Genomic DNA, 25,590 nt, shown 5'->3' on the forward strand with positions numbered 1-25,590 from the left:
GCCTGGAGTCTTTCTCAATCGTCGCTCGCGACGGGCACGCTCGCACGCACCTCGAGTCGATCCAGCTCCCCGACGAAGGAGGCGAGCATTTCGCGGGTAACGTGGGGCATACAGACGACTCGAAGCTCGCCCGTCGCGGTCCTGGAGATCCGCCACCCCTTCGCCCGGAGCGCGTCGAACGTCGCTCGAGGGACCGTCGCGGCAACCAGCGGCAGGGTGGGATTGACGACCTCGTACCCACGTTTCTCGAGGGCGTCGGCCAGCCACTCGGCGTTGTGCTGGGAGCGAACGTACTGTTCGCGGTAGCCGTCGGGCCACAGCGCCTCCATCGCCGCCACGGCGCTGGCGACGCCCGCACCCGACCGAGTTCCTGTTAGTGTGGCCTGGGCGGTCGACTCGAGGTAGGGCGTGTCGACGGCCAGTTCGTCAAGCAGTTCGTCGGAACGGGCGAGCAAGCCGCCCGCCGGAACCGCGGCCTGGCCCATCTTGTGGGGATCGATCGCCATCGTGTCGACGGCCGCGTGGCCGAAGTGCCACTCGTGGTCCGTGAAGGGAAGGACGAACCCGCCCCAGGCGGCGTCGACGTGCAACAGGGCACCGACCGAGTCGGCGATTCGACCGAGTTCGGGGATCGGATCAACCCGGCCGTACTCCGTGGTGCCGGCGACGCCGACGATCAGGGCGGTGTCGGTATCGACGCTGGCCCGAACCGCCTCGAGATCTACGCGGTGATCGTCGTCTGTCGGGACGAGCCGCAGCTCGACCTCGAGCACGTCGGCGGCCTTCTGAAAGCTGAAGTGGCCCGACTCGGGGACGACGACGTTCGGCCTCGGCGAGTCGGCTCGCTCGCGGGCGATCCGGACAGCCTGTATGTTCGCCTCCGTTCCGCCGCTTGCGACGTAGCCGGTGGGATCCCCGAGACCGGCGAGCTCCCCGAGCATCGCGACGGCGTCGTCCTCGAGGGCCGCGACCCGCTGGTAGGTGGCGGGATCTCCGGGGTTCGTCGCAAGAAACCGCTCGGCCGCATCGCGTGCGTCCGGGTGGGGTGTCGTACACATCGAGGATAACACCCGGTCGAACGCCTGCGGCTCCGCTTGCATATCACTCAGCAGTCGGGTCAGCCGCTTAGTAGTTGCGTTCTTCCCGAACGGAACGAGGCCCGGGCTCTATCGAGTACGCTGCAGTACGGAAACCGCCTGTTGGTAGCTTCGACCCCGATGTGTATCAGATTGACCAAAACTGGTACTCGTGCAGATAGTACATTCAGTACATGCCTACAAAGTACATCGAGTACATTCACAGCGCTCCGAGACGAATACACGAGTATGGCGATCGATATCGACCAGTTCGACGAACGCTCACCCGAGGAGTTAGCGGAACTGAGCAATCCCGAGCAGGTGCTGAAGTTCCTATACAAGAATCGGGATCGCGCGTGGAAGGCCAGAGAGATCGCCAACCGAACGGGAATCAACGAAAATTCGATCCATTCCGTTCTCTCCCGCCTCGAAGAGCGAGAACTCGTTCGCCACAAGGGACCGTACTGGGCGATCACCGACGAGACGAGTAGGCTGCGCCAGGCCTACGATACGCACAGAGTAACGCAGTTGTTCGACGGTCTCTACGGCGAGGAGGATCGTGACGAGTGGATCCAAGCGAGCGAGCAAGCCAACGAATGAGCATGCTATCGCGACGAGCACTCGCGGCGCTCGACTTCCTCGGAAACGCGACGGCCGTCCTCGTCCAGTTGTTTCTCCGGAACGAGTCGGCTCGAGTCGAACGGCTGCGACGGGAGGGCTCGCTCGAGAACCCCACCGCTGAGAGTAGCTGTTCCGGAGAGGAGCGCGAGGTGACGTTCGACGACGCGCGGACCGCCTTCGCGGTCGGGGTGACCGACGAGATGGACCTACCGACCGTTCGAACGCGCTGGGCGCTTCTCGGGGCGGTCGTCGCCGCCGGCTACCGGACGCTGCTGGATCGGAACGTCGCCGGAGTTCGTCGCTCCCGGCTCCGTCGCGCGACACTCATCGGGGGTGTCTGGACGGCCTGGTTCGCGCTCGGGTTCGACAACCGGGATCGGCTCCACAGCCTCGGTCTCGGGTCGACGATCGGCGCGCTCTGTTACCGCGCGAGATACGGGCTTCTGGGCAATCTTCCAAACGAGTAACCCAACACGGACGAAAAAGACGCGGCGAAATCCGCGGCTGTGACGGCCCGAATCAGCGCACCGAGTCGAGCAGCAGCTTCTGCTCGACGCGCTTGACCTCGTGTTGGACGTCGCGGACGGCGTCGATGTTCGCCGAGATCGAGTGAACGCCCTCGTTGACGAGAAACTGGACCATCTCGGGTTTCGAGCCGGCCTGGCCGCAGATGCTCGTGTCGACGTCGTGTTCGCGACAGGTCTCGATGACGTCGCCGATCAGCCGGAGCACGGAGGGGTGGAGCTCGTCGAAGCGGTCGGCGACGTGTTCGTTGTTGCGATCGACCGCGAGCGTGTACTGGGTGAGGTCGTTGGTCCCGAAGGAGGCGAAGTCGATGCCCGCTTCGGCCATTCCCTCGACGGCCAGCGCCGAGGCGGGCGTCTCGATCATCACGCCCCAGGTGCGCTTCTCGGGGTCGATCCCGGCCTCCGTCATGAGCTGTTTGGTTCGGTAGACGTCCTCGGCGTCGTTGACCAGCGGGAACATGATCTCGACGTTGTCGTAGCCCAGCTCGTAGAGCCGGCGGAACGCCTCGAGCTCGTGGGCGAAGATCTCGGGTCGGTCGAGCGAACGGCGGATGCCCCGGTAGCCGAGCATCGGGTTGTGCTCGTGGGGTTCGTCCTCGCCGCCCTCGAGCTGGCGGAACTCGTCGGTCGGCGCATCCAGGGTCCGGACGCGGACGGGTCGGGGGTAGAACTCGTCGGCGACGCCGCGAACGCCCTGGACGAGCTCCTTGATGTAGGCGTCCTCGCCGTTCTCTTCGATGAACTTCGCTGGCGTCTGATTCAGCGAGAGGATCATGTGCTCCGTGCGAAGCAGGCCAACGCCGTCGGCGCCGGTCGCGGCGGCCCGCTCTGCGGCCTCCGGAATGGAGACGTTGACCTTGACCTCGGTCGCGGTCATCGGCTTGACCGGCGACTGCGGGCGCACCTCCTCGACGGGTTCGGTCTCCTCCTCGGACGAGACAACGTCGCCCTCGAGCACCGACCCCTTGTCGCCGTCGAGCGTGACGACCTGCCCGTCCTCGAGGACGCTGGTGGCGTTGGTCGTGCCGACGATCGCGGGCACGCCGAGTTCGCGGGAGACGATGGCTGCGTGGCTGGTCATTCCGCCTTCGTCGGTGATGATTCCCGCGGCTCGCTTCATCGCGGGCACCATGTCGGGCATCGTCATCTCGGTGACGATGATGTCGCCCTCGCCGACCTTGTCGAGCTCGTCGAGCTTGGTGACGATCCGGGCGGCGCCGCTGACCCGGCCCGGGCTCGAGCCCAGCCCGTCGACCACCACGTCGCCGGTCCCGGCTCCGGTCGCGCTCTCGGCGCTATCGGCGGCCCGGGCCTGCGTCCCGCTACCGTCGGTGAGCCCCGCCGTGATGTCGCCGGTGTCGGCGGCGCTCGTCGCGTCTGTGTCACTCTCGTCGATCGTCGTGATCGGGCGCGACTGGAGCATGAAGACCTCGCCATCGAGGATCGCCCACTCGACGTCCTGGGGGGTGTCGTAGTGGTCCTCGACGCGCTCGCCGAGTTCGACGAGCCGGTCGATCTCGTCGTCCGAGAGGACGCGGGCGGTGCGTTTGTCCGCCGGGACCTCGCGCTCGACGGTTTCACCGGTTTCCTCGTCTTTGGCGTGCATCACCTTCTTCTCGGCGACGGTGACGTCGGTGTCACTGCCGTCCCGCGGAACGATGTAGTTGTCCGGGGAGACGGCCCCCGAGACGACAGCCTCGCCCAGTCCCCACGCGGCCTCGATGATCATCGTCGGATCGCCGGTCGAGGGGTGGCTCGTAAACATGACCCCGGATTTCTCGGCTTCGACCATCTGCTGGACGACGACGGCGATGTTCACCGCGGAGTGGTCGAACCCCTTCTCCTGTCGGTAGTAGATCGCCCGCTGGGTGAAAAGAGAGGCCCAGCAGCTCCGAACGCGGTCGAGCAGGTCGTCCTCGGTGATGTTGAGATACGTCTCCTGCTGGCCGGCGAAGGAGGCGTCCGGAAGGTCCTCGGCGGTCGCTGAGGATCGGACGGCGACGAACGCCTCCTCGCCGGAATCGCCGACCTGCCGGTAGGCCTCGAGGATCTCATCGCGGACGTCCTCGGGAAACGGCGTCTCGAGGATGAGTTCCTGAGCGCGCTCGGCCGCCGCTGCGAGCGCACTCGAGTCGTCGACGTCGACGTCGACGACCTCGAACAGTTCCTCGTCGATGTTCGCGTTCTCGATGAACGATCGGTAGGTGTCCGCAGTTACGACGAAGCCAGGTGGGACGGGAAGTCCAGCGCCCGTGAGCTCGCCCAGAGAAGCTCCCTTGCCGCCGACCTTCTCGAGGTCACCGGCGCTGATCTCGTCCAACCAGAGTACAGCCATCTGTAGCTGGAAGGTCACCGGACCGGCTAAAGAAGGTTGCGAACGGCACACATGATTCAGAACTCGTGACCGAATGAGTTTGTCGCAGCCGCGGCAATTTTGAACTGTCAGCCCTCGATGATTTCGTCGCCGTCGTCAGCGGGAACGACGAGGCTCCCGTCCAGTGCCGTCACACCGCGGCCCCCGACCCTAACGCGGTCGCCGACCCGAACGAAGACCGTGCCGGGACGGTCGACGTAGTGGCCCTGCTCGAGACGAAGCTCGTCGGGGAGGTCGTCGTCGAACGCGCCGAACCGATCGAGGTACGCGCCGGCGGCGCCGCTCGCGGTTCCGGTGACCGGGTCCTCGGGAACGCCGGCGCCGGGGGCGAACATCCGCCCGTGCAGGGTCGACTCGCGATCGAGCGTGTCGAACGAGAAGAGGTAGATCCCGGTCGCCTCAAGTTCGTCGGTGAGTGTCTCGATAGCGGCCATATCGGGATCGGCCGCGCCGAGATCGGAGAGGTAGGTTATCGGAACGATCAGAAACGGAAGCCCGGTCGAGGCGACCGCGAGCGGGATGTCGTCGCTGGCGCCTTCGAGCGCAGCCGATTCGACGCCGAGTGCCTCGGCCACCCGATCGTAGCCGACGTCGACCTCCCGGATCGTCGGTTCGTTCTGGGTCATCCAGATCGTCCCGTCGCCCTCGAGTTCGATCTCGAGGACGCCGACGTTCGTCTCGAGGGCCGTCGTCCCCGGCTCGAGGCCCTCGTCGTGGAGGGAGGCGTAGCTCCCGATCGTCGCGTGACCGCAGAGGTCCACCTCCTGAGTCGGGGTGAAGTACCGAATCCGACGGTCGGCATCGTCGCTCGAGCGGAGAAAGGCGGTCTCGCTCAGGGACAGTTCGCGGGCGATCGCCTGCATCTGCTCGTCGGTGAGCCCGTCGGCGTCCGGAACGACGCCTGCGGGGTTTCCCGTCAGCGCCTCGTCGGTGAACGCGTCGACCTGCAGGACCCGAATCGTCTTCATACGTCGGGGTCGAACGCGTGGCGCATCAATCCATCGTCGCCCTTTCACGGTCCGTCGCTCGAATCGACGAACCCGGAGATAGCGGTCCGACGCCGTCGAGTAGGTTCTTACCCGATCGTGCCGCCGCGGATCGCAACGGTGACCGTCGAATCCGCGTCGTCCGGAAGGGGGACCGTCACGTCGATCTCGTGTTCCGCGTCGTCCCTACCGCTCTCGAACGTCTTCCGTTCGTCACCGACCTCGAGCCAGTACTCACCCGCCTCGGTCGCCGTCACGACGACCGTCCCACCGACCGTTGCACCTGGCTCCGGCTGTTCGTCGAACGTCACCGACTCGAGCGCGAGCGTCGCGTCTCGAAGGTCGATCTCGAGATCGGTCTCGAACGACGTCGTGTACACCGGAACGTCCCGATCGTCGTCCTCGTCGTCTTCGTCGTCGTCGTCGTCTCCGCCCCCGTTACCGTCGTCCGGTTCCTCGAGGAGGATCTCCACCCCGAGCTGCCGTTCGACGTTCTCGATCCGGTTACAGATCGTCTGCTGGAACGAGCCCGCAAACAGGAGACCGACGAGCTCGCCGTTCTCGAGAAAGACCGGCGAGCCGCTGTCCCCGCCCTCGGACATGTAGTCCGTGATCAGCTGGTCGCGCAGCGTCACCGACCCCTGTTCGGCGCCGAACTCGACCTCGACGGTCGCGCTCGTGGCCTCCACGGTGGCGCTGGTTACTCCCGTCGTCCGTCCCGTCTTGGTCAGCGTCTCGTCGCGGAGGTCACCGTACTCGTCCCGGCGGATACCCGTCGGCCACGCCTCGTCGAGTTCGTGATACCGGTCGGACTCCCGCTCCGGGTCGACGGATCGTGCGGCGACGTCGACCTCGACGCCGTCCTCGACCGGAACGTACCCCACGAGCTGGCCGACCTCGTCGTCGGGGCCGCCGCCGTCGTGGGGCGAGGGCTGGAGGATCGACTCGCCGAGGTCGGCCTCGTTCGAGCGCGCGTAGACGTGGTTGTTCGAGAGCCGAACCAGCTCGTCCGGTTCGACCGCCTCGTCCCAGATCGCGTCCTCGGCGTCGCCCGTAACCCGCGCGGGGTAGGGCCCTCCGGTGCCCGCCGACAGGTCGTCGTTGGCCTCGCTCGCCCCGGCAGGCACCGGCCGCTTGCGGTCGCTTCGCCCCTCCGCGGCCTCGGGAACCGCCTCGAGGGTCGCCAACGGATCGAACCCCTGCCGCTCCTCGCCGTAGCCGGCGTCGACGACGTCGACGGTGATCTCCTCGTCGCCGACCTCGCGGATCCGTTTCTCGACGTCGTCTTTATCCTCGAGGGTACCGGGTGGCTCCTTCTGTGAGACGAACACCCGAACCTCGTTTTCGCTTTCGTCGTAGTCGACGCCAATCACGTTCTTGCACTCGAGCAGGTACTCGAAATCCTGTGTTTTGGGCATAATTTGAACTTACAACCAATTCGTACCGAACCATCTTAGCTGTGTGGCTGTCTATCGCACACCGAGATGCCGTCCGTTTAGTCCCACTTATGGGGACGGGGCGAATTCCTTCGGCTAGGTGGCCACCAGATGTCCGACTTACCGGACGATTTCGACTGTACGATAACGAACTGGGACTACATCTACAGCCTCTGTCGCGACGTTAGCGACGAGGTCCGTCGGGACGACTTCGAGCCCGACGTGATCGTCGCGCTCGCCCGCGGCGGCTGGTTCGCGGGTCGCTGTATCTGTGACTTCCTCGGGATGGACGACCTGACGAGCCTGAAGATGGAACACTACGTCGGCACGGCCGAGAAAAGCGGCGAGCCGACCGTCCGCTACCCGATGCCGGAAGGCAGCGTCGAGGGGAAAGACGTCCTCATCATCGACGACATCGCCGACACGGGCGGCTCGATCGAGCGCGCCCACGAGTACGTCGACGAGCGCAACGCAGGCGAAGTCCGAACGGCGACGCTCCAGTTGCTCCAGACTAGCGAGTACGAACCCGACTACATCGGCGAGCGCCTCGAGGAGTGGACCTGGGTCGTCTACCCCTGGAACTTCATCGAGGACATGGTCGACCTGATCTCGGGCGCGATGGAGCGGGCCGACCGGGAGCAGTTCACCAGCGAGGAGATCCGCCACTTCCTCTCGGAGTATCACGGGATCGAGCGCATGGAGATGGAGATCGCCCAGCCCGACCGTCTTCAGGAAGTTCTCCGGGAGATGGATCGACGAGAGGTCGTCGAGATGGCCGACCACGGCGAGTGGCGGCTGCTCGAGTAGTCGGTCCGAACCCACACCGTTTACGTCCTCGCCCGCGCGAGATGACCAGTATGACCATCGGTGTCATCGGCGGCAGCGGTATCTACGAGGCACTGCCACTCGAGAACGTTTCGACAAAGTCCGTCTCGACGCCCTACGGCGAACCGAGCGAGGACGTGACCCTCGGCGAACTCGGCGGCCGAGAGGTCGCCTTCCTCCCACGCCACGGCGGCGACCACCAGCACACGCCGACGCAGGCGAGCTACCGGGCGAACATCTACGCGCTGAAGTCGGTCGGCGTCGATCGCGTGATCTCGACGAACGCCGTCGGCAGCCTCCGTGAGGACCTGCCGCCCCGAACGCTGGTCGTTCCGGATCAGATCTACGACCGGACGAAACACCGAACGCCGACGTTCTTCGGCGACGGGATGGTCGTCCACATGAGCTTCGCCGAGCCGTACTGTCCGGAGATGACCGCACACCTCGCGGAGTCCGCCCGCGACGCAACGGACGCCGACGTCTCGGAGGACGGCACCTACGTCTGTATCGAGGGTCCACAGTACTCGACGAAAGCCGAGAGCGAGTTCTACCGCGAACAGGGGTGGGATATCGTCGGGATGACGACGATTCCGGAGGCGAAACTGGCCCGCGAGGCCGAACTGAGCTACGCGACCGTCGCGGGCGTCACCGACTACGACGTCTGGAAGGACGACAGCGAGGTCAGCCTCGAGGAGGTGCTCGCGAACGCCGAGGCGAACCAGGAGTCGATCAACGCCGTCGTCGAGCACGCGATTCGGACGATGCCCGAGGGCTTCGAGAGCGAGGCCTGGAACGCCCTGGAGGGAACGATCAACACGCCGACCGACGCGATCCCCGAGGAGACCCGCGAACGGATCGATCTGCTGGCCGGCGAGTACCTCCGATAGCGGAGGTCCATCGACGCTAACACGTCGACTACCGCGGTTCGTTCGTTTCTTGGAACCGTTTCCGTTCGACAATCGGTCCGTTATCGACCGCGTAGCGGAGACGTATCGACTGGATAGTGACTCCCGCGTTCGACAGGAGTCCCGGCAGCAGGGTGGGCCTGGGCGTTATGGTCATACTATCCGAATCCTGTCAGCGAGTACCATACCAAATATCGTTGGAGCAACCCCTATGCCACTCTCACCCCTCTCCGTAAGTACGAGACGAACCGAACCCGTCGATATGCTCGAGGAGGTGATCGGCGAAACACTGCCGATCCCGAAGTGCAACAGTTGTGCACTTCCTCAGCGTTTAATTCTTCATTAGTATCCTATAGTTACGCATATCTTCAAAAGTTGAGATTGTCACGGAAAGTTTTATGTATGTACGGATACCACTGTTCGAGTGAAGAGCATGACCCTCGAAACTGACCACTCAGCCCACTCATCGGACGACGAGGAAGAGACGGCGTCCGACGAGACGCCGACCCTCTCCAGTGACGACATCTTCCACCTGCTCCAGACCAATCGCCGGCGGGACACCATCCGCTACCTCCTCGAGGAGGAGGGTCCCGTCAAGATGCGCGACGTCGCCGAGTACGTCGCCGCTCGCGAGAACGACACGACCGTCGCCGAGCTGTCCTCGACTGAGCGCCAGCGTGTGTATATCCCGCTGTACCAGTCGCACCTGCCAAAACTCGACGAGGAAGGCGTCGTCGAGTACAACCAGCCCCGCGGGATCGTCAAACCGACCGACAACCTCGAGATCTTCGCGCCCTACATCGAGGCGACCGAGAAGGGAACGGCGGAGCTCGACTCCCAGCTCTCGAGCAATCGTGCGGTCCGGGAGTATTACGTCACGGCGGTCGCCGCGAGCGCGAGCCTGTTGTTCGCCTCCGCGGTCGGCCTCCTCTCGATCCCCGGTGTCGCCCTCGCGGCGATCATCACGGCGCTGTTCGCGCTGATCACGCTCGTTACGAACCTCTCACAGTTCGTAGAATCGGCGAACAGTCTCACCGCCCAGTAACGTCTCTCCCTCGTCTGTAGTGGGTCGCGTGCGGGTTTGCCCGACCGAACCCGCTCCCAGTTTTGCAACGACCGTTAGTTCGCTACCGGCTCGGCCCGATCGGTGTCGGCGTCGGCCCGCCGGAGCCAGAGATCACCGAACAGCTCGTCCTGCTCGAGCGTGATCGTCCCTCGGTGAGAGAGAAAGAGCACGGCGAGATACGTCATCACGCGCGAGCCGCCGACCTCGTCGATCTCGGCGTACAGGACCTCCTCGCGGCCCCGCTCGTACCGGGTCTCGAGTTCGGTCGCGACGTCGTCGATCACTCGCTCGATGTCCTCTTCGTGGGTCGTATGCGTGACGTCGTCGCTGGTCGGCTCGTCGTCGACCCGAAACTGGTCCTCCGCGTGGTAGCTCAGCTCCTGGACGCCGCGATCGTATCCCCGAGGCGAGTCGCTCGTGTCGTAGCTCCGGGACTCCTTCCACCAGGTGTCCCGCTCGGCGTCCCGGAGGTCACGAACTAGCTCGTCGAGCGTCTCGGGCTTCCCGCGGGCCTGCTTTCGCTCGAGACGGCGTTCCATCTCCGCCTCGAGTCCCTCGACGGGGTCGAACGCAGGTGCGTCGTCGCCCTCCTGAATCGGCGCCTCGTCGGCAAAGGGGGCCTCCCACGGTGGCAGCTCCTCCTCCTCGGGTTCGGCGGGGCCGAACAGCTCGTCGCTTTTCATCCGCAACAGGACGCTGGCGTAGAACAGCGCCCGACCCGAGGTCCGCAGGTCGGCGTCGTCCAGCGCCTCGAGGAACCGATCGGTCACCTCGACGATGTCGATGTCCCAGGGGTCGATCTCCCCGTTCTCGGCGAGCTGGACGAGCAGTTCGACGGGCTCGACCTTATCGTCGTCTTCGCTATCGTCGTCGACCGGCCCGACCTCTTCGTCGTCGAACTCGAACACCGCCTCATCGTCGCTCGGTCGGGCTCGCTCGTCGTGTCCGGTGATATTCAGCGGGATCTCGTCGTCGGAGTCGCTAGTCATCGGCCGGAACCTCCGTCGTCTCCCCGTCGCCCAGATCGATACCGGTCACCGCGCTCACGTTGTCCCGCTGCATCGTCACCCCGATCGCGCGCTCGGCACGGTCGAGCATCGCCGAGCGGTGGGAGACGACCGCGAACTGAGCGTCCCCGGAGAGCTCGTCGACCATCTCGCCCACCCGGTCGGCGTTGACCGCGTCGAGGAAGGCGTCGATCTCGTCGAGCGCGTAGAACGGCGCCGGGTTGTGTCGCTGGATCGCGAAAATGAAGGCGAGCGCGGTCAGGGACTTCTCGCCGCCCGACATCGCGTCCAGACGCTGGATCGGCTTGTCGCCCGGCTGGGCCTTCATCGTCAACCCGCCCTCGAAGGGGTCGTCCTCGTCCTCCAGGTGCAGCGATCCGGTCCCCTCCGAGAGCTGTTCGAAGATCTCGGTGAAGTGGCCCGCGATCGCCTCGTAAGCGTCCATGAACGTCCGCTTCTTCTGGGTCTCGTACTGCTCGATCCGGTCGCGGATCCCGTCGGCCTCCTCGACCAGCGTCGCCTTCCCCTCCTCGAGCTCCGCGAGGTCCTCCCGGACTTCGTCGTACTCGTCGATCGCGAGCATGTTGACCGGCTCCATCGCCTCCATGTCGGCTCCCAGGAGCTCGATCGTCTCGAGAACCGTCTCGTGGTCGGGCACGTCCTCGGGATCGTAGTCGCCGACCTCCGCCTCGAGGCTCTCGATCTCCCACTCGAGGTCCTCGAGCCGACCCCGCTTGTCCTCGAGCTTGCTCTCGACGGCGTTGACCCGGTCCTGTTGCTGGTCACGTTTCGTTCGGGCGTCGGCGAGCTCCTCCTTGAGCTCGCTGCGGTCGGCCTTGAGCTCGGTCAGCTCGTCCTCGAGTGCCGCGACGGCCTCGTGTTTCCCTTCGAGCTCCTCGCGTTTCTCCTCGATCGTCGCCTCGTGGTCGTCGATCCGGTCCTCGTGGTCGGCCTTCCGATTCTGGGCCTCCTCGATGTCGTCGTGGAGCTCCTCGATCGCGTCCTCGGTGTACTCCTTCTCCAGGCGAAGCTCGTTGAGTTTGCCGTCGAGGTCGTCGATGCGCTCTTCGCGCTCGTCGATCTCGGCCTCGAGCTCCTCGATCTCCGCGGTGAGTTCGGGGATCTTCGAGTCGGCGAGTTCGGTCTCGAGCTCGTCGATGTCGGCCTCGATCGCCTCGATCCGCTCGGTCTTCGCGTCGATCTCGTCGGAGATCTCGGTCATCCGCTCGTCGACCGACTCGCGCTCCTCGCGCAGCTCCTCGAGTTCGCTCTCGAGGTCGTTGATCTCGTCCCGCACCGTCTCGCGGTCGCTCTCGATGCGCTCGAGTTCGCTCTCGATCGAGCGGACCTCGTCGGCCGCGTCCGTCTTTCGGTCGCGGGCGTCGTCGAGGCGATCCTCGACGCTCCGCAGCTCCTCGCGCAGCTCCTCGCGCTCTTCTTGCAGGTCGGTGATCCGTTTCGCGACGCGCTCGAGCTGGCCCTCACCGCCGCCGGTGAAGGAGTACCGAGAGCCCTTCCGGGACCCCCCGGTCATCGCGCCGCTTTTCTCGACCAGGTCGCCGTCGAGCGTAACCATCCGGTAGTCGCCCGTGTACGAGCGGGCCGTCTCGAGGTCTTCGACGACCAGCGTATCGCCGAGGACGTACGAGAAGATCCCCGCGTACCGCTCGTCGAACTCGACGAGATCGTACGCGAAGCCGACGATACCGGGATCGGTCGGCGCCGACGGGAGTCGGCGCTCGTGCATGTCGGTCATCGGGAGGAAGGTCGCGCGCCCGGCGTTGCGCGATTTGAGGTGTTCGATACACCGCTGCCCGACGCCGTCGTCGTCGACGACCACGTTCGCGAGCCGGCCGCCCGCGGCGGTCTCGCAGGCGACGGCGTACTCGCCCGGCACCGACCCCAGCTGTGCGACCGCGCCGTGGACGCCGTCGACCCCCGCGTTCAGGATCGTCGTCACCGCGCGACCGAAGGAGGAGTCGCCGCTCTCGCCGGCGTTGGCCTCGAGTTCGGCGTACTCCTGTTGTTTCGCCTGGATCTCGTCGTCGAGCTCGTCGAGTTCGGACTGGGTTCGGCGCTTCTCGGCTTTCAGGTCGTCGACGACGCTCGCGATGTTCTCGCGGTTCGTCTCGGCTTTCTGCAGCTCGCGTTCGAGGTCCGACTCCCGTTCCTCGAGTTCGGGAAGCTCCTCGCGTTTCTCCTCGATCGTCGCCTCTTTCTCGCTGATGGCGTTCGAGCGTCGGCGGGCCTCGTCGAGCAGCCGATCCTGCTCGCGCTGGAGATCGTTTCGTTCCGTTTTGACCACCTCGAGGTCCTCCTTGCGCTCCGCGAGGTCCGCCTTGAGCTCGTCGAACTCGGTGTCGACGGCGTCGATCTCGGCCTCGAGCTCGTCGCGTTCGGCCTCTCGCTCGGCGATCTCGGTCTTGACCGACGCCTTCTCGAGTTTGTGCTCGCGGATGTCGGCGTCGAGCTCGTCGACCTGTTCCTGCTTGCGGTCGATCCCGACGAACGCCTCCCGTCGGTCGGATTCGGCGGCCTCGATCTGTTCCTCGCTGGCCTCGATCTTGTCCTCGAGCCGGGAGATGTCGCCCTTGATCTCCTCGATCTCGCCTTTGATCCGGAGCTGTTCGTCCTCGCCTTTCCGCTCGATCTCGGCGTTCAAATCCTCGAGATCCTCCTGGAGGCGAACGACCGTTCCCTGGCGCTCGTCTAACGTACGCCGAAGTCCCTCGAGTTCGGAGTCGAGGTCGTCGACGGTCGCCTCGAGCCCGTCGAGCTCCTCGCGTTTCTCTTCGAGCTCGCTGGCCTTCTTGTAGCTCTCGTACTCCTCCTTCTCGCGACGGAGCCGTCGGTAGCGAAGCGCCTCCCGTCGTTCGTCCTCGAGCTGGGTGAGTCGAGTTCGTTTCTCCTCGATCCGGAGTTCGGCCTCGTCGATCCGCTCCTGGACCGTCTCGAGTTCCGCGAAGGCGTCTTCTTTCTTCGCGTCGAACTCCGCGACACCCGCGATCTCGTCGATGATCTCCCGACGGGCGTAGGGCGTCATGTTGATGATTTCGGTGACGTCACCCTGCATAACGACGTTGTACCCTTCCGGGGTGACGCCGGCCTGTGCGAGCAGGTCCTGGATGTCCGAGAGGTTGACCGAGCGATCGTTGAGGTAGTAGTAGGAGTAGTAGTTGTCCTCGGTCTCCTTGACGCGGCGACGGATACGAATCTCGTCGACGTCGCCGACGTCGTCGCTGCCGGCGGCGTTGACGACCTGAGACCGCTCGAGCGTTCGATCGGTGTTATCGAGGATCACCTCGACGGTCGCCTCGCGGGGACCGCTCGAGGAAGCGTCGTCCTCGTGACCGGGATTGTAGATGAGGTCGGTCAGCTTCTCGGCACGGATTCCCCGGGTTCGAGCGAGCCCCAGCGCGAAGAGAACGCCGTCGATGATGTTCGACTTCCCGGAGCCGTTCGGACCGGTAACCACGGTGAAGTCCTCGTAGAACGGAATCTTGGTCTTGCGTCCGAAGCTCTTGAAGTTGTCTAAGACGAGCGCCTTGATGTACATACCCTTCTCGAATCCTCCGTCAACTCGGCCGTCTCGGCCCGGCTGCGGTGCGGTTATGCGACGATAATGTCGTCGCTACCTGAGTCTTCCGTTTCGTCGGCGTCGCTCTCGCCGTCCTCGTCCGATTCCGGCTCGGCTTCGGGGGTAGCGTCGTCCGCCGACTCCGACTGTTCGGGTGGCTCCTCGTCGACTGGCTCCTCGCTCTCGCTTCGCCGCTCCGGAACGCGGGTCGGCGTGTCGGCGTCCAGTTCGGCCTCGAGGACGCGAATTCGTTCTTTCGCCTCGATAAGTTCACTCGTCAGTCCCTCGACGGTCGACTCGAGTTCGGCGACGGTCGACTCGAGTTGCTCCACGCGGTTGTTCGACATACCATCTAGGGAATGGTCTGGAACCATAAACGTACGTCAGACACAACTAACAGTTCTGGTAACTTACTGTGAATCTGTACCAAACTACAGCTCGTCGTGATCGTCCATCCCCTCGATCGCACCCAGTGCGGCCTTCAGGATCTTGCGCTCGCTGCGTCGCAGGTTCATCGAGACGGCGGTCTTCGAGATGTCGAAGTGGTCGGCCAGCTCGTCGAGCGTCGTCTCGCGGGGCGTCTCGTAGTAGCCGTTCTTCGAGGCGACCTCGAAGGTCTCCTGTTCGGTCTCGGTGAGGGAACGACAGCCCTCGAGCAGGCGAAGCGCGCTGTCGGAGTTCTCGAGCAGGTCGAACAGCGTCGTCGGGCCGAACTGGTCGCGATCCTCGACCTCGTAGTCGTTGTGTCGCTCGAGTTCGGCGAGGGTGCGATCCTCGGCGTCGTCGTCGTCGAAGCCGACGTGCCAGCGCTCGCGACCGTCCTCGATCCGGAACGGACCGGTGATGTAGCCGTCGTTCTCCTGGATCGCCCGCATCGCGTTCGTCTGTTCGATCGTCGTCCCGATCTGAGCGACGTTGTCCCGTTTCGTGAGGATGTAACAGTCGCGCATGTTCGGGTGGGTCCGAAGCTCGTGGAGTCCCTGGTCGAGCGCCGCCGCCGACTCTCCCTTCGCGATAAGCCGCGTCTCGAGCTTCTCGGCGTCGGTGTCGAGCTGCCACTGGACGGCAGAGAACGCGACGTCGACGTCGTCGGTCGTGTCGATGAACGGGCAGTCGTACTGCCGCATGTCGAGATCGAGGTCGATCATAGCACGGTACATTATAACCATAATACGGATATTAATCGTTCGCATTTGCGGGCGACGCGGACTGCGGCCGCGACGGCGGGTCGGCAACCGCCGTTGATATGTTAACAGGGTCGCTTTAGCGCCCTGCGATCCACCTACACGGTATGCCTCAGGACAAAGTGAGCCCGCCGACGATCACGCGGGAAGATATTCACACGATCTCGGACGACTCCTTTACCGACCGAAACGTCTGTCTGGTCACGGGTGGTGGATCGGGTATCGGTCAGGCGACCGCGCTGGCGGCCGCGGGCAACGGCCTCACCGTCGCGATCACGGACATCGACGAGTCCGGCCTCGAGGAGACCGTCGCTCGCGGCGAGGAGCTGGGTCTCGAGGGAGAGATCGTCCCGATCGTGGGCGATCTCACGGTCGACGACGACATCGAACGGATCGTCGCCGAGGCCGCCGAACTCGGCGACCTCAAGTACCTCGCCAACGTCGCGGGGATGCAACACATCGACTCGATCGAGGAGTTCCCGATGGAGACCTACGATATGCTCCACGAGATCATGCTCCGGGCACCGCTGTACCTTTCGAAGCTGTGTATGCCCCACTTCCGGGACACTCAGGACGGACAGGGTTGTGTCGGGAACATGGCGTCGGTCCACGCCCACTACGTCACCAGCGACAAGGTCGCGTACAACGTCTCGAAGTTCGGGCTGCGCGGGCTCACCCAGTCGATCGCCGCCGAGGGCAACGGCAAGATCCGCTCGTTCTCGGTGAGTACGGGCTACGTGAAGACCCCGCTCGTGACCGCCCAGCTCGAGGACACCGCCGAGCAACGCGGTATCAGCGTCCAGGAGGTGATCGAGGACGTGATGGTCGGCCAATCCCGGGTCAAGGAGATGATGGAACCGATCGACGTCGGCAACCTCTTCGTCCTCGGCTTTTCGGATCTCGGCCGACACCTCGACGGTGGCGACCTGTTGTTTGATGGGGGCATGACGCTAACCTACGAGTGAGAGTGACGATGGGAGGAAACACCAGTCTGGAAGACGTCGACGAGATCGTTCACGAACCGAGCGAGGAGTTCGTCGAATCGACCAACGTCGCCGCGTTCATGCGGGAGTACGGGATCGACGACTACGAGGCGCTGATCGAGCGAACGACGACCGAACTCGAGGGCGAGCCAGAGAGCGGCGTCGACTGGTTCTGGGACGAGCTGGTCGACTACCTCGGGATCGAGTTCTACGAGGAGTACGACGAGGTACGGGACGACGGCGAGGCGCAAAGCACCTCGGACGACGCGAGCGGTGAAACCGCGAGCCGCGGGGGACCCCAGTTCACCGACTGGTACCCCGGCGGCGAGCTCAACCTCGCCCACAACGTCGCCGACCGCCACGCCGCCCGCGACGAGGAGCGGCGCAACAAGGTCGCCACCATCTGGGAGGGTGAGGACGGCGAGGTTCGGGAGATCACTTACCACGAGCTTCGTCGTCAGTCGAATCAGGTCGCGAACGCGCTCGAGGAGCGAGGGATCGAGACGGGCGATACGGTCGGGCTTTACATGCCGATGGTCCCCGAGGTCGCCTCGATCCTCTACGGCTGTTTCAAGGTCGGCGCGATCGCGGTGCCGATCTTCTCGGGCTTCGGCGTCGACGCCACGGCGACCAGGATCGCCGACTCAGAGTGTTCGGTGCTGTTCACCGGCGACGGCTTCTACCGCCGGGGGAGCCCCGTCCGTCTGAAGGGGTCGGCCGACGAGGCGATCGAGGAGGCCGGCTACGTCGAGGACGTGATCGTCTTCGATCGGTTGGGTAGCAGTGACGACGGCGACGTTCCCTGGACCGACGACCGCGACGAGTGGTGGGCCGACGCCGTCGAGAGCCAGTCCGACGAGTACGAGACGAAGTCTCTCCCGTCGAATCAGGAGTCGATGCTGCTGTACTCGTCGGGAACCACCGGGAAGCCCAAGGGGATCGTCCACACCCACGCGGGCGTCCAGGTCCAGTGTCCGAAGGAGGTCCACTTCGGGATGGATCTCAAGCCCTCGGATCGGTTCTTCTGGGTCTCCGACATCGGCTGGATGATGGGGCCCTGGACGCTGATCGGCACCCACACCTTCGGTGGCACCGTCTTCATGTACGAGGGTGCACCCGATCACCCCGAACCCGACCGCTTCTGGGAGATGATCGACCGCCACGAGCTGACCCAGTTCGGCATCTCGCCGACGGCGATCCGGGCGCTTCGAAAGCACGGAGACGAGTGGCTCTCCGGTCACGACCTCTCCTCGCTTCGACTGCTGGGGTCGACGGGCGAGCCCTGGGACCCCGAATCCTGGCGGTGGTTCTACGAGAACGTGGGCAATGGCGAGGCCCCGATAATCAACATCTCCGGCGGCACCGAGATCTGTGGCTGCTTCCTGATGCCGATGCCGAGCGAGCCCCTCAAGCCGTGTACGCTCGGTGGCCCCGGCCTCGGCATGGACATCGACATCGTCGACGCTACCGGCGAGTCGATCAGGGAGGACAACGAACGGGGGTACCTCGTCGCCCGGGACTCCTGTCCGTCGATGACCAAGTCGCTGTGGTCGGGCGACGAGCGCTACCTCGAGGAGTACTGGTCGCGGTTCGACGACATGTGGAACCACGGCGATTGGGCCCAGAAGGACGCCGACGGCTTCTGGTTCCTCCACGGCCGGGCCGACGACGCCCTGAACGTCGCGGGCCGCAAGGTCGGCCCCGCCGAGGTCGAGGGCGCGCTGATCGATCACGACGCCGTCAACCAGGCTGCGGCGATCGGCGCCCCCGACGACACCACGGGCACTGCGGTCGTCACCTACGTCATCCTCGAGGACGGCCGCGAGGAAAGCGACGACCTCCGCGAGGAGCTTCGTGCGCAGGTCGGCGAGGAGCTCGGCAAACCGTTCCGGCCGCGCGAGGTGCTGTTCGTCGATGAGTTCCCCAAAACGCAGTCGGGCAAGATCATTCGTCGGGCGATCGAAGCGACCTACACCGGCGAGGATCTCGGCGACATGAGCAGCATCGAGAACCCCGACGCGCTCGAGGATCTCGAGGACGCGCGGTAGGACCGACCGAACCGGTATCGGAAGCGAACCCGACCCGCTCGGTGTTCCAAATCAGTCGCCGAGACGAGCCGCTGTACGAAACGCCCGCGGCCGCATCTCGCTGATTTTATAATGAGTGACTCTGGGTACGAAATATGGCGAAGCTATCACGCCGTGGTACCAACACCCGACGAACGTTTCTGACCGCGACCGGCGGGGCCGCATTCGCGGGCCTAGCCGGGTGCCTCGGAGAGGGCGACGGCGGCGGCAGGGAGGACGACGATCCGGTTCGGTTCGTCCTCAATCCCGCGGAGGAGCAGACCGACATCGTCGAGGAGTACACGCCGATGAAGGAGTACCTCGAGGAGGAAACCGCCGCCGAGATCGAACTGATCCGCGCCGGTAGCTACGTCGAGACCTTCGAGGCGCTCAACACCAACCAGGCCGAGATCGCCGACACGTCGCCGACGGGGCTCCCGGGGAGTCAGGAGTTCGCCGACGTCCTCGGCATGCGGACGGCCTTCGGCGGGCCGCTGTACTTCTCGACGATCATCACTACGCCCGACAGCGGGATCGAAACGATCGACGACCTCGAAGGTGAGACGATGGCCACCGGCGCGCTCCTGTCGTTCAGCGGCACGCTCGCGCCGGCGATGATGCTGAGCGAGGCCGGGCTGGATATCGGCGATTTCCCGCAGGGCGACGCGAACGATCTGGAGATCCAGACCGCGGACGACCACGATACGACCCGCGAGCAGATGATCAACGACGACACCGTCGCGGCCGCGGCGACGGGTGCGTTCGCCTCCGCGCCGCAGATCCCCCAGGAGCAGTTCGACGAACACGAGGAGTTTGTCGAACACTCCGCGGAGTACGACGACGCGGGGAGCGCCCTCGAGGACGGGGCGGAGGAACTGCAGCTGGTCGCCGTCTCGGATCCGCTCCCGCGGGCGCCGATCGCGGCTCGGAGCGACTGGGACGAGCCCGTTCGCGACGACGTCAGGGAGGCGCTGCTCGACGCCGAGGAGGAGGATCTCATCCCGGAGGACGTCGACGAGGACTACGAGCTCTGGTTTACCGGTATCGAGGAGGCCGACAGGGACGACTACGAGCTGGTCGTCGAGCTCTTCGACGAGCTGGATCTCGAGTTCGAGGACTTCGAGGACGAGTAGAAGCGAGTACCGCGGACGGTCGTCGGGGCCGTCTCGAGCCCGTTCGAGGGTTCGCCTCTCGAACGCAGACCAGGTGCGTGCTCCCGAAGCGGACCGCACTCGAGTCCTGGATCTCGTGGCGTGGCTCGAGGACTTCGAACGGGAACGCCGAGGGCCGATCGCCGACCGTCGAGGCGGTACCGTCGTTAGTCATCCCACGTGTAACATGGCGAATGTTTCTAAGGATGGGTGTCGAATCGACGTACAGAGCCATGTCCGAGGACGAGATCGAGGGGGCCGATTCGAACCCGCCGGACGACGCGAGCGACGGGGTACAGTTCACCGCGCCGACGGTCGACGACGCGAGCGGGTACGGGCTCTCGATGACGCTGCTGGGTGGGGTGTTGCTCGCGCTCGCGTACTACGGCTACCTCGCCGTGAGCGCCGTCGGCTTCGGGGCCGTGCCTGAGCCGTTTTACGTGCTGGCGCTCGCGTTGCTGTTCGTGGTCGAACTCTTTCGAAGCCCGGGGTACGACGGGGAAGCGCTCGTCCGGGCGGTCGCGTTCACCGCGGTCTACGGCGGGCTGGTCGTCCTCGCCATCGAGGGCGGCGTGTACCTCTTCGAGCGACCCGAGGCGGCGCTCGAGGGATTCGTCGGGGTGACCGTCCTCGCCGTCTCGATCGTCGTCGCCGCGCTCGCGTACTTCCTCTTTCTCGCGGTTACCACCGCGACGCTCTCGGACGAGCGCTGATCGGGCGGGCAACGCCGGCGGACGGCCGATACTCCGTGTCGATCCGTTCGAGAGGCGGCGGTGATCGACCGTTCACTCGTCGACCTCCATCGACTCCTGGCGATCGGTCCTCCACCGCTCGACGTCCTTGATCGCGTGCTCCGGCGGGACGTCGATCGCCGGGTTCTCCTCGAAGAAGTGGGCCGGCTGGAGTTTGAACGAAACCATCTTCGCAGGCAGGATCGGCCAGTCCTCGGGCACCGAGACGTGGGTCTGACAGAGGTTGTACCAGACGACGAGGTCCTCGCCCGCGATCGATCGGTCCGCCTCAGTCCAGGCCGGCAGCCCCTCGCCCCCGGGATTCTGGTTCGGATACTCGCCCGCTGGGTAGCGCTCGTCGTCGGCGTACCGCGTGACCCAGAGGTGCTTCTTCGCGAATCCGGCCCGCTTCACGACGCCAGAACCGGGCTGCATCGGGAACGTGGTGTTCGTCCCGTCCCCGCCGACCAGCCGGTAGCCGACCGGTTCGCCGGTCGCGTCGTTTTGGACGTCCTCGTTGACGATCTCCCAGTAGCGACCCGCGTGGGTGTCGGTCAGGCGCTGGGCATCGGACTCCCGTTCGAACCGCGTGCGGTCGACGTAGGCGGCGTTCCCGTGCGGGTTCAGGTGGTTTCGATCGGCGTCGGCGTAGGGTGTCGGATCGTATCCCCCGGGCCCATAGGGCACTTCCCGGAGGTTCACCTCTCGGACGGTGTTTGCCGGACCGTCGACCTCGAAATCGAGCCGACAGTTGAACACGTGCTGGTGGCTGTCTCTTATACACATCTCTGATGGCGCGAGGGAGNAGATGTGTATAAGAGACAGGCCGAACCTCCGCCTCGACACCCCCGTCCTGGTAGAAGTACCAGTAGAACCCGAAGTCGTAGTTTCCGATCGTCGAGATAAACGAGATCACGAGCCGTCGGTTGCGCCGCACCTCGTGGTCGCCCACCCGCCAGTCGTAGTGTTTCCAGAGGAGACCGTAGTCCTCCTCGTGGAGACAGATCGCGTTCGGGATCACCTGCGCGTTGCCGTCGGCGTCGTTGAGCGCGGCGTCCCAGTAGTGCATGTACCCAAGACAGTCACAGCCCTCGGTCAGCGAGTTCGCCAGCCGACCCAGTCCGTACTCGCCGACGTCGAAGGGCGCCTTCCAGTCGTGGTCCGGATCGGGATCATTGTACGCGGTGACGACCTCCGGCCAAGAGGCCCGCCGGAGGATCGTCCGCTCGTCGCCGTCGTCCTCGTAGCTGACGTCGTGGAGCACCAGCCCCTCACGGTGGTTGAACCCGACTCGAACGTGCCAGTTCTGCCACTCGACGGTGTGGCCGTCGACCTCCCAACTGGGTCCCTCTGGCTGGATCACGTTGTACGGCTCGAGGTCCTCGCGAAGGTCGCGTTTGTCCTCGCGATAGTAGCTCGTCCGGAGGTTTCCCACGACGTCCTCGGTCTTCGGGCCCGTGTCGACGACCTTCACCACCTCGCGGTCGTCGAGGTCGACCCAGGCGTGGATCCCCGACAGCGGTCGGTTGTACGCCTCCGCGCCCTCGTCCTCGGCGTCGCCCTGGACCCAGGCGATTCCGTGTGCCAGTCGCCGATTCCGGTCGATATCTTCGGGAACGAAGTCGTAGCCGGCCGACCAGGCCGTGACGATCGCCAGGTCGGGGTCGGCGCCCCGACGGCGTACCGCCTCGCGGAACTCCTCGTTTTCGGTCACCGTCTCCTCGACCTCGACGAACTCCTCGCCAATCATTCGGGGCTGGCCGCGCTCGATCTCGTGCCACTCGACGATCGTCTCGTCCTCGAGCGAGACGATCCCCTCGTAGGAGGCCCCCTCCGCCTTGTCGCGGACGACGATCCGCGCCCGTCGCTCCGGTCTCGAGTCGCCGTCCTCGAACGCGCGAAGCGCCGCCTTCGGCGGTTCGGCGAGCGTAATCTCGATCGCTCGAGCGTCCTCAGAGAGTCCGCGCTCCTCGGTGGCGATCGCCCAGCTCAGTTCGATCTCGGCCGGTGCTAGCGGATCCAGCGGGTGTCCGCCAGCGTCGCTGTCTTTGGTAGACATTCTCTCTCGGGTACTATCCGCGCCGAGTTATACTCTTAGGGCCAGCACGGGCGAGAAACGCAGGTTCCGACTCGTCCGAAGGGCTATCCGAAGCTCAGTCATCTCCCGGCGCGTTCTCGCCGCCGATCTCGAGCCCGCGAGTCGGAGCATCCCACGACTCACTCGAAAAGTCGATCCCACCGTTCCAGCGGGCGACGACGGCCGTGACTGCGAGATCACCGGTACAGCTGTCGAACCGATGCTACCGTCCGGCGTTCGAGGCGAACGTGCTTTCCGTTCCCGCGCGACGCCCTCGCTCCGTTATGTTTTACCGGCCCCGGCCCGAATCGAGGCTCAATGACTGCCCAGACCGTCCAGCAGGGCGACCTCGTCACCGTCATCGGGCTCGAGGTCCACGTCCAGCTGGAGACCGACACGAAGATCTTCTGTGGCTGTTCGACCGAGGCGACCGACGAGCCGAACGACAACGTCTGTCCGGTCTGTCTCGGCCTGCCGGGCGCGCTGCCGGTGCTCAACGAGGGCGCCGTTGAGGCCGCGGTGAAGATCGGGAAGGCGATCGACGCCGACATTCCGGAGGAGACGCGGTTCCACCGGAAGAACTACTACTACCCCGACCTGCCGAAGAACTTCCAGATCACCCAGTACGACGAACCGATCTGTCAGGAGGGGGACCTCGAGATCAGCGTCGAGGGCGACCGCCGCACCGTAACGATCGAACGGGCCCACCTCGAGGAGGATCCGGGAAGTCTGCAACACGTCGGCGGTGGCGGCGGGATCGACTCCGCGGAGTACACGCTCGTCGACTACAACCGCGCGGGGACGCCGCTGATGGAGATCGTCACGGCACCCGACTTCCGCAGTCCCGACGAGGTTCGAGCCTTCCTCTCGGAGCTCGAGGAGGTCCTCGAGTACCTGGGCGTCTTCGAGGCCGAGCGGGACGGCAGCCTCCGAATCGACGCCAACCTCTCGATCATCCCCGAGGATGAGATCGAGAGCGACGACGTCACCGAGATCGGTCCGGACGCGCTCGCCGCGGCCAATCGGACGGAGGTCAAGAATATCTCGAGTCACAAGGGCGCCCAGAAGGCCCTGGCCTACGAGGAGACCCGCCAGAAGAACGCGATCCAGCGCGGCCGCGCGGTCGAACAGGAGACCCGCCACTGGGACGAGTCGCGGGGGATCACCGTCTCGATGCGCTCGAAGGAAGAGGAGAAGGATTACCGCTACTTCGAGGAGGCCGATCTGCCGCCGCTGCGGGTCTCGGGCTGGAAGGAGGAGATCGCGATTCCGGAACTGCCGACCGCTCGGCGGGAGCGTTTTGAGGAAGAGTACGGGCTGAGCGACGAGGCCGCCTCCAAGCTCACCTCGACGAAACAGGTTGCGGACTTCTACGAGAACGTCGCCGGCGAGTACGACCCTGACCTCGCCGCGACCTGGGTCGCCGACAACCTGCTCGGCGAACTCAACTACCGCGACATGGAGATTACGGACATCGAGGGTCGACTCGAGGAGGTCACCCGCCTCGTCGAACTCGTCGCCGAGGACGAGATCACGGCGAAAAACGCCCGCGAGACGGTGCTTCGAGGGATGCTCGACGACGGGAAGGGACCCGACGAGATCGTCGAAGCGGAGGGGCTGGGCAAGACCGGCGAAGACGAGGTCCAGCAGGCCGTCACCGAGGCCGTCGAGGAGAACCCCGAGGCGGTCGCGGACTACGAGTCGGGCGACGACGGCGCGATCAACTTCCTGGTCGGCCAGGTCATGCAAAAGACCGGCGGGAGCGCGGACCCGGGCGACGTCAACCAGCTGCTACGAGCGGAGCTCGAGGAGTAATCCTCCCTCCATCTATCGCGGAGGTCGGATCCGATCGCGCCGATGGGCGTTTTGTTATCGCGCAAACTAATAGCGGGTAGCCGTTTCCTACTCGGTATGGACAGGATCACGCTGGGCAACGAGGAGTTCGAGGGACGGAACAACGCCTACGTCCTCGCCGACGGGGACGAGCTCGCGCTGGTCGACACCGGCGTCTCGACCGACGACATCCGGGCCGACCTTCGTGACGGGCTCGCCGAACGGGGCTACGAGTTCGCCGACGTCGACGACATCGTACTCACGCACTTCCACGTCGATCACGCGGGACTGGCGGGCGAGATTCAACGTGAGAGCGACGCGACGGTGTACGTCCACGAGGCCGACGCTCCCCTCGTCGAACAGGACGAAGAGGCCGTCGCCGCCCTCGAGGACCGCCGCGAGACGCTGCTCGAGGAGTGGGGGCTTCCCGAGGACGCCCGCGAAGAGCTGCTCGCGTTTCTCGACGGCTCGGTCCACATCGAGGGGCTGCCCGCGGAACCGACCCCCATCGAGGACGGAACCGTCCTCGAGGTCGGCGGGACGACCCTCGAGACGGTCCACGCGCCCGGCCACGCGGCGGGACTCTGCTGTTTCGAGATCGGTGACGCCGCGGGGACGGACCGCGCCGAAGAAGGGACTGACGGGGACTCGCGAACCGGCGGAGAGGCGTTCGTCGGCGACACCGTTCTCCCAGTCTACACCCCGAACGTCGGCGGTGCCGACGTTCGGGTCGAGCGTCCCCTCGAGCGCTACGCCGAGACGCTGCGGTCGTTTATCGATCGGGAGTACGACCGGGTCTGGCCGGGCCACCGCGACCCCATCGAGGAGCCCTCCGAGCGCGCGCAGACGATCCTCGACCACCACCGCGAGCGGACCGGAAACGTCCTCGACGTCCTCGAGGAACACGGCCCGGCCGACGCCTGGGCGGTCAGCGCCCACCTCTTTGGCGACCTCGAGGGGATCCACATCGTCCACGGCCCCGGCGAGGCCTACGCCCACCTCGATCACCTCCGCCACGAGGACGTCGTCGCGTACGACGACGGCGAGTACCGACTGCTCGAGCGGCCGACCGATCTCGAGTCGCTCGTCTAGCTCGTCGGTCCTCGGAGCGACGGCTCTCGCAACGGAATCGACCGTGCAGGGTCATGCTGAACCCCTTTTTGTT

At 65.3% G+C, this 25,590-nt stretch carries 19 protein-coding genes and 1 pseudogene; 11 read left to right on the forward strand and 9 right to left on the reverse strand.

Annotation, left to right across the window (positions count from 1 at the left end):
* Positions 1-14: 14 nt before the first annotated feature.
* On the reverse strand, positions 15-1,112 hold the full coding sequence (gene mfnA / locus C491_RS02950; RefSeq protein ID WP_275040004.1) for a tyrosine decarboxylase MfnA: 1,098 nt from the start codon (positions 1,110-1,112) through the stop codon (positions 15-17).
* A 213-nt stretch (positions 1,113-1,325) separates the two neighbouring features.
* On the opposite strand from mfnA, the gene C491_RS02955 reads away from it, so the two are divergent.
* Both C491_RS02955 and C491_RS02960 read left to right on the forward strand, forming a co-directional pair.
* Positions 1,326-1,676 carry a helix-turn-helix domain-containing protein gene (locus C491_RS02955; RefSeq protein WP_005553685.1) on the forward strand — a complete coding sequence of 117 codons (351 nt, stop codon included), beginning with the start codon at positions 1,326-1,328 and terminating at the stop codon, positions 1,674-1,676.
* Positions 1,677-1,678: 2 nt separating this feature from the next.
* Positions 1,679-2,164, forward strand: a complete 486-nt coding sequence (locus tag C491_RS02960; protein ID WP_005553686.1) for a hypothetical protein — start codon at positions 1,679-1,681, stop codon at positions 2,162-2,164.
* 52 nt (positions 2,165-2,216) lie between these two features.
* Here the strand turns inward: C491_RS02960 and ppsA are convergent, their stop codons facing one another.
* From ppsA to C491_RS02975, 3 genes are all read right to left on the reverse strand, one after another.
* On the reverse strand, positions 2,217-4,559 hold the full coding sequence (ppsA, locus tag C491_RS02965) for a phosphoenolpyruvate synthase (protein ID WP_005553688.1): 2,343 nt from the start codon (positions 4,557-4,559) through the stop codon (positions 2,217-2,219).
* Between the two features lie 107 nt (positions 4,560-4,666).
* The gene (locus C491_RS02970; RefSeq protein WP_005553689.1) at positions 4,667-5,566 is read right to left on the reverse strand and encodes a PhzF family phenazine biosynthesis protein; all 900 of its coding nucleotides are present in this window, start codon (positions 5,564-5,566) and stop codon (positions 4,667-4,669) included.
* 107 nt (positions 5,567-5,673) lie between these two features.
* Positions 5,674-7,002 carry a S46 family peptidase gene (locus C491_RS02975; RefSeq protein ID WP_005553690.1) on the reverse strand — a complete coding sequence of 443 codons (1,329 nt, stop codon included), beginning with the start codon at positions 7,000-7,002 and terminating at the stop codon, positions 5,674-5,676.
* Positions 7,003-7,131: 129 nt separating this feature from the next.
* On the opposite strand from C491_RS02975, the gene C491_RS02980 reads away from it, so the two are divergent.
* The 3 genes from C491_RS02980 (at position 7,132) to C491_RS02990 (ending at position 9,795) form a co-directional block, all read left to right on the forward strand.
* Complete coding sequence (locus tag C491_RS02980) at positions 7,132-7,827, forward strand: phosphoribosyltransferase (RefSeq protein WP_005553691.1); 696 nt, start codon at positions 7,132-7,134, stop codon at positions 7,825-7,827.
* Between the two features lie 50 nt (positions 7,828-7,877).
* On the forward strand, positions 7,878-8,732 hold the full coding sequence (mtnP, locus tag C491_RS02985) for an S-methyl-5'-thioadenosine phosphorylase (protein ID WP_005553692.1): 855 nt from the start codon (positions 7,878-7,880) through the stop codon (positions 8,730-8,732).
* Positions 8,733-9,183: 451 nt separating this feature from the next.
* The gene (locus C491_RS02990; protein ID WP_005553693.1) at positions 9,184-9,795 is read left to right on the forward strand and encodes a DUF7344 domain-containing protein; all 612 of its coding nucleotides are present in this window, start codon (positions 9,184-9,186) and stop codon (positions 9,793-9,795) included.
* Positions 9,796-9,869: 74 nt separating this feature from the next.
* Here the strand turns inward: C491_RS02990 and C491_RS02995 are convergent, their stop codons facing one another.
* The 4 genes from C491_RS02995 to C491_RS03010 form a co-directional block, all read right to left on the reverse strand.
* Entirely contained in the window at positions 9,870-10,805 is a 936-nt protein-coding gene (locus tag C491_RS02995) for a segregation and condensation protein A (protein WP_005553694.1), read from the reverse strand.
* The gene (gene smc, locus C491_RS03000) at positions 10,798-14,379 is read right to left on the reverse strand and encodes a chromosome segregation protein SMC (RefSeq protein WP_005553695.1); all 3,582 of its coding nucleotides are present in this window, start codon (positions 14,377-14,379) and stop codon (positions 10,798-10,800) included. Before smc ends, C491_RS02995 begins: the two co-directional genes overlap by 8 nt.
* 53 nt (positions 14,380-14,432) lie before the next feature.
* Positions 14,433-14,747, reverse strand: coding sequence for a DUF7518 family protein (locus C491_RS03005; protein ID WP_005553697.1), 315 nt, complete (start codon positions 14,745-14,747; stop codon positions 14,433-14,435).
* Between the two features lie 84 nt (positions 14,748-14,831).
* Positions 14,832-15,548, reverse strand: coding sequence for a helix-turn-helix domain-containing protein (locus C491_RS03010; RefSeq protein WP_049891404.1), 717 nt, complete (start codon positions 15,546-15,548; stop codon positions 14,832-14,834).
* A 143-nt stretch (positions 15,549-15,691) separates the two neighbouring features.
* On the opposite strand from C491_RS03010, the gene C491_RS03015 reads away from it, so the two are divergent.
* The 4 genes from C491_RS03015 (at position 15,692) to C491_RS03030 (ending at position 20,497) form a co-directional block, all read left to right on the forward strand.
* Positions 15,692-16,549 carry an SDR family oxidoreductase gene (locus C491_RS03015; RefSeq protein ID WP_005553699.1) on the forward strand — a complete coding sequence of 286 codons (858 nt, stop codon included), beginning with the start codon at positions 15,692-15,694 and terminating at the stop codon, positions 16,547-16,549.
* Positions 16,550-16,557: 8 nt separating this feature from the next.
* On the forward strand, positions 16,558-18,615 hold the full coding sequence (locus C491_RS03020) for an AMP-binding protein (protein ID WP_005553700.1): 2,058 nt from the start codon (positions 16,558-16,560) through the stop codon (positions 18,613-18,615).
* A 134-nt stretch (positions 18,616-18,749) separates the two neighbouring features.
* Positions 18,750-19,766 carry a PhnD/SsuA/transferrin family substrate-binding protein gene (locus C491_RS03025; RefSeq protein WP_005553701.1) on the forward strand — a complete coding sequence of 339 codons (1,017 nt, stop codon included), beginning with the start codon at positions 18,750-18,752 and terminating at the stop codon, positions 19,764-19,766.
* 251 nt (positions 19,767-20,017) lie between these two features.
* Complete coding sequence (locus C491_RS03030) at positions 20,018-20,497, forward strand: hypothetical protein (RefSeq protein WP_005553702.1); 480 nt, start codon at positions 20,018-20,020, stop codon at positions 20,495-20,497.
* Between the two features lie 72 nt (positions 20,498-20,569).
* Here the strand turns inward: C491_RS03030 and C491_RS24345 are convergent.
* Positions 20,570-22,574 (reverse strand): annotated as a pseudogene (locus C491_RS24345) (primary-amine oxidase).
* A gap of 336 nt (positions 22,575-22,910) precedes the next feature.
* Here C491_RS24345 and gatB point away from each other — a divergent pair.
* Positions 22,911-24,407, forward strand: coding sequence for an Asp-tRNA(Asn)/Glu-tRNA(Gln) amidotransferase subunit GatB (gene gatB, locus C491_RS03040; protein ID WP_005553703.1), 1,497 nt, complete (start codon positions 22,911-22,913; stop codon positions 24,405-24,407).
* A 96-nt stretch (positions 24,408-24,503) separates the two neighbouring features.
* Positions 24,504-25,517, forward strand: coding sequence for an MBL fold metallo-hydrolase (locus C491_RS03045; protein WP_005553704.1), 1,014 nt, complete (start codon positions 24,504-24,506; stop codon positions 25,515-25,517).
* Positions 25,518-25,590 lie beyond the last annotated feature (73 nt).

Origin of the sequence: Natronococcus amylolyticus DSM 10524 (assembly GCF_000337675.1) — an archaeon.
Lineage (GTDB): Archaea > Halobacteriota > Halobacteria > Halobacteriales > Natrialbaceae > Natronococcus > Natronococcus amylolyticus.